Genomic DNA, 8,598 nt, shown 5'->3' with positions numbered 1-8,598 from the left:
GGGCCCTGGTCGCAGTCGAGCACTCGATCACCACCGCGATCTGGCACATGCTCACCGACAACACCGCCTACCACGAACTCGGCGGCACCTACTTCACCCGCCGCGACCCCGAACGCGCCACCCGCCGAGCGATCACCCAGCTCAACCAGCTCGGCTACACCGTCACCCTCAACCCGAGGGAGAGCACAGCCTGATCAGCAGCACCAGACACCCGCTGGCCTATCACAGCCACCGGGCATCCGGCCCTGCCCACACCCATCCTGACCTGCTCCTATTTACGCGTCAGAGGCGTTGTCAGTACCCCCCGTTAGATTGGTTTCACGTTCCGCCGCGCTGGCGTGAACGTCCCGTTCCGTATGCGTGGGAGATGGTGCGTTGTCCGTCTGGGAGAGGTCGAGCACGGTACGTGTGGTGCCGTCGGCCCGGCCGCGGAAGCTGAGCAAGGTGCCGTTCGTCGAGTTGGCCGACGGGCGGTTGCAGGGGGTGGTGTCCAGTGGGTCGGACATCGGGCGGGTGTACGTGTCGTCGGTGGCGGCGGGGTCGTACGCCTTCGCGTGCAGCACCAACAACAACCGGCCCTGCGGCGGGGCCCGGGGCGCCTTCTGCAAGCACATAAGTGCCCTCATCAGCGAGGCCGTGCTGCAGTACGGGGGCGAGCGGGTCGCCCGGTATCTGAAGGCCGACGTCGGTGAGGGCGGGGCCGAGGCCGCCGCGCTCACGGGGGTCATGACTGCCACGCGGCCCGGGCAGGGGGACAGTTCGGCCGCCGCGCAGGTGTTCAGCCGGTTCCTGCGGCACCTGGCCTATCTCGAACTGGCCCCGGACACCCACCCGCTGCCCGAGATGCAGTGGTTCCCGACGGGCAAGGCGGTGGCCTGATGCGGGTGGATCTGCTGACCGACGCCATCGACGGGCTCGACGAGGTCCTGGCCGCCGTGGACGGTTTCGACGACGCTCTGATCGGCGGGCTGCTGCGCCCGCAGCCCGGTCAGGCCGAAGGGATCGGCCGGCTCGCCGACGCCGTCGCCGCCTCCCCGCTCGCGGCACGCGTGGACGAGGCCGCCGCAAAGACCGCCGCGGGAGGCGCGGGGGAGGACCACTTCGTCGCCCTCGCCGCCGCCCGCACCGCCCTGCTCGGCTCCGCCCACGATGCCCTGACCGAGCGCATCGACGGCTCCTTCGACCGAGAGCGCGGCCTGCGCGAGGAGCACGGCGATGCCCTCGGGACCGGTTCCGAGCCGCCCGTCAACCTTCTCGTCGCCGCGCGGAGCTGGCTGTGCGATCTCGCCCGGGCCGGTTGGCAGGGCATCGATCACGAACTTGTCGGTGCCGCCGCCCCCGTCGTCTCCGCGATGCTTCCCGACCCCGCGCTGCGCCGGCTCGCGACGCTGCTCGACGGTTTCGCCGCCGAACTCGCCGCGTCCTGCCCCGGCGCGACCCTGGACCGGGTGCCGGTACGGCGGTGGGCCGATCTCTGGTCCCGTGCGCTGCTCCTGACGCTGCCGGGCGCCGCCGGGGCCCCTGCGGTGACCGAGCTGACCGGGCGGCTGCTTCCACTGGGGGCGGATGTGCACGAGCACTCCACCGCGGTGCAGGCACAGGTCCACGCCGTGTTCGAGCCCGCCGACGGCTCCACCGCCCGGCTGGTGCGGGCCTCGGTGTCCGCGCCCAAGCCCGACTCGGTCGTCGGGGCCGGGCTGTGGCAGTTGCTGCGCCCCCACCTGGCCCTGCTGGAGGCGCTCGGCAAGGGCCGTTCCGTCGACATCGACGCCATGCCCGCCACCGCCGAGGGCGACCTGCTGTGGGACCAGGCGCGGGCGCGGACCGGTGAGCCCGCCGACGTGTTCGTCACCGCCCGGGTCGCGCTCCCGGCCGCCACCGCCTTCGCGACCGCGCCCCTGGACCGGCATCCGGCGCGTATCGCCGTGCCCGTCCTGGTGGAGGGGTACGCCGTGAACGCCGACGGGGCCGGCGACGCCGGGGACGCCGACGGGGCCGGGGACTCGGACGGGGCCGTCGTGTTCGACTTCGGCGGGTCCGGGGTGCGGGTCGACGTCAGCCGGGTTCCTGCCGCCGGGCCGCTCACGCCCGAGGCCGTCGCCGCGTCGAGCGCCTGTCTGGGGCTGCTGCGCTGGGACGCCGGGGAGTTCCTGCTCCAGCCGCTCGCCGTGGAGCGGACCGTGCGGAAGAAGCCCGTCGCCGTACACGCCGCTGCGTGGGCCGGGGGCACCACCGACAAGGCCGGGGTGCGGGCCGAGAAGGCCGCGACCGACGCCGTGACCGTGCTGCGCGAACGCGCGGGAAGGCTGCTGCGGAAATGAACCCGACCCCCAGCCACCCGGGCACTGCGGACGCGAGCGGGCCCGACGCGAACGAGAACCGGCGCCAGGCGCTGTACTGGCGGTTGCTCGCCCGGCTCTTCGACCCCGAGGAGCAGGCCGGGCTGGAGTCGCTGTCCCTCGCCGTGGTCGAGGACATCGGCCTGCCGGCCGCGCTGCTCGACCCGGACGCCTCCGTGGACTCCGTCGTCCAGCGCCATCCGGAGCTGTCCGCCGAGTTCGAGGGGCTGATGGCCCCCGAGCCGGAGGAGGACGGGGCGCGCGACCGGGCCGCCGAAGTGCGGCGCGCGGCGCTCGCGTCGAAGGTCCTGCTGAACGTCTTCGCCTCGCGCCCCGGCGAGGTGACCGCCGGTCAGCTCGCCCGCTGGCAGTCGGACGCCGACTGGCTGGAGCGCGCCCTGGGCTGCGAGCCGGGTGCGCTGCGCGGCGGTCGCGGCGCGGGAAGCCCTGCGGGAGCGGGCGGCGGCACCGGCGGCGGTGTCAGTCCCACCGGTACCGGGTTCGGCTCGCCCACGCCCGACCTCAGCCGGCTGATCCCGCAGATCGGGCCGGAGCTCGGCGCCATCGAGGCCGGTCTCGTCCAGCGGATGCGGCTGCGCGAGGTGCTGGCCGACCCGCAACTGGCCTCCCGGCTGACGCCGAGCATGTCCCTGATCGAGCAGTTGCTGCGCGACAAGGACAACCTGTCCGGTGTGGCCCTGGCCAACGCCAAGTCCCTGATCCGGCGTTACGTCGACGAAGTCGCCCAGGTGCTGCGCACCCAGGTGGAGAAGGCCGCCGTCGGTGAGATCGACCGGTCGGTGCCGCCCAAGCGGGTCTTCCGCAACCTCGACCTCGACCGCACCATCTGGAAGAACCTCACCAACTGGGACCCGGAGGCGGAGCGGCTCTACGTCGACCGGCTCTACTACCGGCAGACCAGCCGCAAGACCACACCGCAGCGGCTGATCGTGGTGGTGGACCAGTCGGGTTCCATGGTCGACTCGATGGTCAACTGCACCATCCTGGCGTCCATCTTCGCCGGGCTGCCGAAGGTGGACGTCCACCTGATCGCCTACGACACCCAGGCGCTGGATCTCACGCCCTGGTCGCACGACCCGTTCGAGACGCTGCTGCGCACCAAGCTCGGCGGCGGCACGGACGGCACGGTCGCCATGGCCCTCGCCCAGCCGAAGATCGCCGAGCCGCGCAACACCGTCGTGGTGTGGATATCCGACTTCTACGAGTGGCGGACGCAGGAGCTGTACGACAGCTTCGCCGCCGTCCACCGCTCCGGCGCCAAGTTCATCCCGGTCGGTTCGGTGACCAGCTCCGGGCGCGGCAGCGTCAACCCGTGGTTCCGGGAGCGGTTCAAGGACCTCGGCACCCCGGTGATCTCCGGTCACATCAAGAAGCTCGTGCACGAACTCAAGTCGTTCCTGACCTGACGGCCCACTGCGCACTGCTTCCTGCCGGCCACTGGTTGCCGGTCGCCGGCTGCTGACTCCCTCTCTGTCTCTGACTTCTGACTTTGACTACGAAAGGCCCTTCACCCTCATGTCCGAGCTGCTGCGTGCCCCCGCCGAGATCAAGTACGCCGAGGAACTCGACTGGCTCGAGTCGGTCGACGACAACCCGAAGCCGTTCTCCTGGCGGCTGTCGCCGAAGATGGTCCGCCTGTTCATCCTCGGTTCCGAGCGGGCCGACGGCCTGGACCGGGAGATCTCGCAGAAGTGGTTCGGCGACCGGAGCTTCGTCGAGCGTTCCATCGTCACTCTCGCCTCCGACCGTGGTCTGCTGCTGATCGGTGACCCGGGTACCGGCAAGAGCTGGCTGGCCGAGCTGCTGTCCGCCGCGATCTCCCGTAACTCCACGCTGGTGGTGCAGGGCACCGCCGGTACCACCGAGGACCACATCAAGTACTCGTGGAACGTCTCCATGGTGATCGCCAAGGGGCAGTCGCGGGAGTCGATGATCCCCTCCCCCCTCATGACGGCGATGGAGGCGGGCTCCATCGGGCGTTTCGAGGAGCTGACCCGTTCGACCAGCGATGTACAGGACGCGCTGATCTCGATCCTGTCCGAGAAGTACATCTCGGTGCCGGAGCTGGAGAGCGGCGGCAGCGACAACATCGTGTTCGCCAAGCCCGGGTTCTCGGTCATCGCGACGGCCAACAGCCGGGACCGGGGTGTCAACGACCTGTCGTCGGCGCTGAAGCGCCGGTTCAACTTCGTGCGTATTCCGGTCATCACCAACAAGAAGAGCGAGGCGGAGATCGTCCGCTTCCGTACAGAGGAACTGCTGCGCAGGCACTCGATCGAGCTGGACGTGCCGCCGACCCTGCTCGACGTGCTGCTGCAGAGCTTCGCCGACCTGCGTGCCTCCGCCGCGGCAGCCGGCAGCGACGACGAGAAGCTGGAGTCCGCGCTGTCGACGGCCGAGCAGATCGGTGTCCTGGAGGACGCGGTGCTGCACAGCAACTTCTTCGGCGAGCGCACGCTGACCGCCCGCACCCTGGCCTCCTCGCTCGTGGGGTCGCTGACCCGCCGCGAACCGGAGGACCTGGCCATCCTCAACAAATACCTGCACGGCGTGGTGGAGCCGCGCAGCAAGAAGGAGGGCGGCTCGTGGCCGGACTTCCTGGAGGGCGGGCGCGACGCGATCGCCACTCTGTCGTGACCAAGGCCCACATCGGCGGGAAAGGAGGTGAGGCCGCGGTGAGCGGATCCCTCACGAGCACGAGCACGAGCGTGTTCAGCGGGCTGCGCGGGCAGTTGCAGGAGGCGGCGGCCGAGTTCGCGGACGGCCCCGACGCCCTGGAGGGCATCCTCCTGGGCATGGTCGACGACGTGCACCGCGCGGTGCACGAGCCGCTGGAGATCTTCCCGGTCTGCCATCACTCGCCGGCCTCGGCGCTCGCCATGGCCCGGCGGCTGCGCGAGAAGCAGCCGAAGGTGGTGTACCTGGAGCTGTGCGAGGACATGGCGCCGCTCCTGACCGAGCTGCGCAACTGCCGGCTGCCGGTGGCGGTGCAGGCGTTCGCCGGCGACGTGGACGGCTTCCCGGCCGAGTGGGCGCCGCTGTCGGTGGTCGCGCCGATCACGGAGGCGTCCGCCGAGTACCAGGCCATCGCCTACGCCCTCGACACCCCGGGGGTGGAGCTGGTCCTGGTCGACCGGTCCGCCGACCACGTCTTCCAGTGGGACCCCCGCGGCGCGGCGCCGGATACCGGCGGCGGGCCGGCGGAGGAGGCGTCCGGCGCGCACGCGGATACGGACACGGCCGCAGATGCCGCAGGGGAGACGGAGGCGGAGGCCCGGCTGCACGGCGAGGCCGTCGGCGTCGAGATCGGCGACCTCCGGCCGCGCTTTGCCGAGCTGGAGGAGCACCTGCTGCGGCACGGGCGGGTGCGGCACTGGTCGGAGTGGTGGCATCAGTACGTCGAGGTCCCGCTCGGCAGCAGCGACCACGACACCTACCGCCAGGTCATGTTCCTCATCGGCAGCCTGTTCCGGCGGCTCGCGCCGGGTGACGAGGGGCGCGTACGGGTCGACGAGGACCGTGAGCGGTACATGTGGACCCGGATGCGCGAGCACCTGGCCGCGTCCGGCGCGGATCCCGCGGACTGCGTGTACGTGTGCGGCGCGTTCCACGCGGCCAGCCGGGTCGCGGAGTTCGGCGTCGGCGGCACCGGCACGTTCACCGTCTCCGAGCGCACCGGCACCACCTGGCAGTACGGGCTGATCCCGTCCAGCAACGCGGCGATAGAGGCGCAGTTCGGTCTTGCGGCGGGGTCGGTGTCGATCGCGTCGGCGGAGTGGGCGAAAAGCCTCAAGCGCAGCCGGATACGGCCCTACCGGCTGGCGGGGCAGAACGGCACGAAGAAACCGTCTGCGAAGAAGCTGCCGGCGAAGAAGGCGGCAGCGGCAGCAGCCACAGCTCTCCCTGCCGGCGCGGTCGCCGACGGGGCGGAGGGGGCGGTTCCGGACCGGCTGTCCGGCTTCCTGCAGCAGCCGCCGGTGCTCGACGGCCTGGACGAGGCCGAGTTGCTGGGCTGGTCGGTGGACATCGTCCGCGCGGCCCGCCGCAACGGCTACCTCGCCTCCACCGCCGACGCCATCGCCGTCTTCGAGACGTCGATCCTGCTGGCCGGGATGCGGGACCGGGCGAAGCCGACGCCGTACGACTTCCAGGACGCCGCGGTCACCTGCATCGAGAAGGACGCGGTGCCGGGGCGGCGGGACGTGCGGCGGCTCGTCGAGATCATGATGGGCGGAGACCGGATCGGGCAGGTCGGCTACGACGCCCTGCCGCCGCTGGCCCGTGACGTGCACGACCGGCTGGCGCCGCTGGGGCTGAACCTCCAGCAGCGGGGTGTGCGGCGGGCGTTGCTGGACATCACCGGGCAGCCCGAGCTGGAGGCGTGCTCGGACCTGCTGTGGACGCTGCGCCGGCTGCTGCCGCAGGGGGCGGCCCGCCCGATCATGGGCGAGCGCCGGCTCGGCGAGCGGTCCCTCCAGGAGTCCTGGGACCTGTCCCTCGGCACCCACCAGCGGGCACTGATCGAGCTGGGGTACGAGGGCGTCAGCGTCGAGCAGGTCCTGGAGCAGCGGCTGCGGCGCGAGGCGTACGGGCCGCAGGCGACGTCGGCGCAGGTGCTGGGCGCGGTCGAGGACGCGGTGCTGTATCTGGGCAGCCGCCGGCTCGCCGACGAACTCGGTACGCACGCGCTGAAGGTGCTGACCGCCGAGCGTACGGTGGACGGCGCCCCGGTGGTGCTGCGCCAGGTGCGGAAGCTGCTGGCGTACTACCGCACCAGCGAGCCGGTGCTGCCGCCGTGGATCGAATCGTTCGTGAAGACGGGGTACGCGCACTACTGCACGCTGCTGCCGACCGCGTTCCGCGACGAGGAGGCCACGACCGGGCAGGTGGCCGCGATGCTCGGGTTCCTGTTCAGCATGGAGGGGCTGGCGCTGTCGCTGGGCTGCGACCGGGCCCAGTTGGAGCTGGCGGTGGGCCAGGCGCATCCCGAGGACCCGTCGAAGACGGCCCTGCTGTGGGCGGCCCAGGTGCAGTTGGGCACCCTGTCGCGCGCCGAACTGCGGTCGCGGTGCGACGAGTTGCTGGACAACCCGATGGTGGTGCCCGCGTACCCGCGGTATCTGAGCGGGTTCGTGCACGCGCTGGAGCCGGTGCCGGGGCTGGCGGACATGGTCGTGGAGGCGGTGTCGAACGCCTTCGGGCGGCTGCCGGACGCGGTGCTGCTGCCATGGCTGCCGCTGCTGATCAGTACGTTGCGGGAGCAGGCGGGTGAGCTGGCTCCGCTGCTGATACGGGAGGCAGGACGGATCTTCCCGGCCCGGCTCCCGGCGCTGGACACGTGGACGCCGCCGTGGCGGGCGGAGCCGCAGGCGTCGCCCGCGCTGCGGCGGGGCGCCGCGGCCCCGGCTGCGCCCCGCGGTGCGGCACTGCTGGCCGCGTACCCGGCGGCGTGCGATGCGGTGGCGGGGCTGATGGGGTGCGAAAGCGAGTGGACGCGACCCGGTGACGCCCCGGCCTCGGCCGGCTCGTCGGTCCCGGTGCTGGCGGAGCGGCATCAGGAGACGGCCACGGCGCTGGAGTCGCTGCTGACGAAGGCGTGACCGCCGGCCCATCCGGGGCCGGACAGCGGACCGGGCCGGAGCACAGCTCCGGCCCGGGGGAGAGGCGGCGGTTTTCCCGCACGCCCGCCGCCCCTCCCGTCCCGGCCAGCGTGTCCGTCATCGGGCGTATGAACGCGTTTGTACACCGACCGTCTCCTTGACGGCAGCCGGGCGGGGTGGTGAGGGACCGGTCCCCGCGGGCGTCTGACAGCGTGGCCGATTGCCGGAGCCCGACCGGGTCACCATGGCACCACCCTGCTGGTACGAAGCTCTCCGACGCGGCCGTGGCTTGCAGGCGGCATCGCCGTGCGCAACCTCGCGGTGTTCCACCACAACCGTTCGGCGCCGGGCAGACCTCCCTCGGTCGACCCGGCGCTTCAACCACAGTGAGGCCCTGTGAAAAGAACGACTCGCGCGCTTCTGGTGGGGGTCTTAGCCCTCGGAGTCTCCGGCGTGTACCAGCCGGTCGCGTCGGCCGAGGCAGCCGAGATCGGTGCGCCGCTGCCGGTCACGGGAGTCACGGCCAGCGCCGATGACGGCAACGTGCCGGCCAACACCATCGACGACGATCTGAGTACCCGGTGGTCAGCCGAGGGCGACGGGGTGTGGATCCGCTACGACCTCGGCTCGGCGCAGAC

General features: G+C 71.8%; 5 protein-coding genes and 2 pseudogenes. All 7 read left to right on the top strand.

Features of this window, described 5'->3' with window-relative positions; translation table 11 throughout:
• Nucleotides 1–194: pseudogene (locus tag B124_RS36505) on the top strand (IS110 family transposase); the annotation flags it as partial.
• 181 nt (nucleotides 195–375) lie between these two features.
• Nucleotides 376–879 (top strand): hypothetical protein, encoded by a 504-nt coding sequence (locus tag B124_RS36500; protein ID WP_496507325.1) that lies wholly within the window; start codon nucleotides 376–378, stop codon nucleotides 877–879.
• Nucleotides 879–2,321: a hypothetical protein gene (locus B124_RS36495; RefSeq protein WP_496507324.1), complete on the top strand. Its 1,443-nt coding sequence runs from the start codon at nucleotides 879–881 to the stop codon at nucleotides 2,319–2,321. The genes B124_RS36500 and B124_RS36495 overlap by 1 nt, the downstream gene beginning before the upstream one ends.
• Nucleotides 2,318–3,766, top strand: a complete 1,449-nt coding sequence (locus B124_RS36490) for a vWA domain-containing protein (RefSeq protein ID WP_496507323.1) — start codon at nucleotides 2,318–2,320, stop codon at nucleotides 3,764–3,766. Before B124_RS36495 ends, B124_RS36490 begins: the two co-directional genes overlap by 4 nt.
• Nucleotides 3,767–3,875: 109 nt before the next feature.
• Nucleotides 3,876–4,997, top strand: a complete 1,122-nt coding sequence (locus B124_RS36485) for an ATP-binding protein (protein WP_496507322.1) — start codon at nucleotides 3,876–3,878, stop codon at nucleotides 4,995–4,997.
• Between the two features lie 38 nt (nucleotides 4,998–5,035).
• Nucleotides 5,036–7,960, top strand: a complete 2,925-nt coding sequence (locus B124_RS36480; protein ID WP_496507321.1) for a DUF5682 family protein — start codon at nucleotides 5,036–5,038, stop codon at nucleotides 7,958–7,960.
• Nucleotides 7,961–8,413: 453 nt separating this feature from the next.
• Nucleotides 8,414–8,598 (top strand): annotated as a pseudogene (locus tag B124_RS36475) (discoidin domain-containing protein); the annotation flags it as partial.

This window comes from Streptomyces sp. CNP082 (assembly GCF_059570535.1).
Note: the sequence above shows the minus strand (reverse complement) of the source record. Positions and strands in the feature narration are given on the sequence as shown.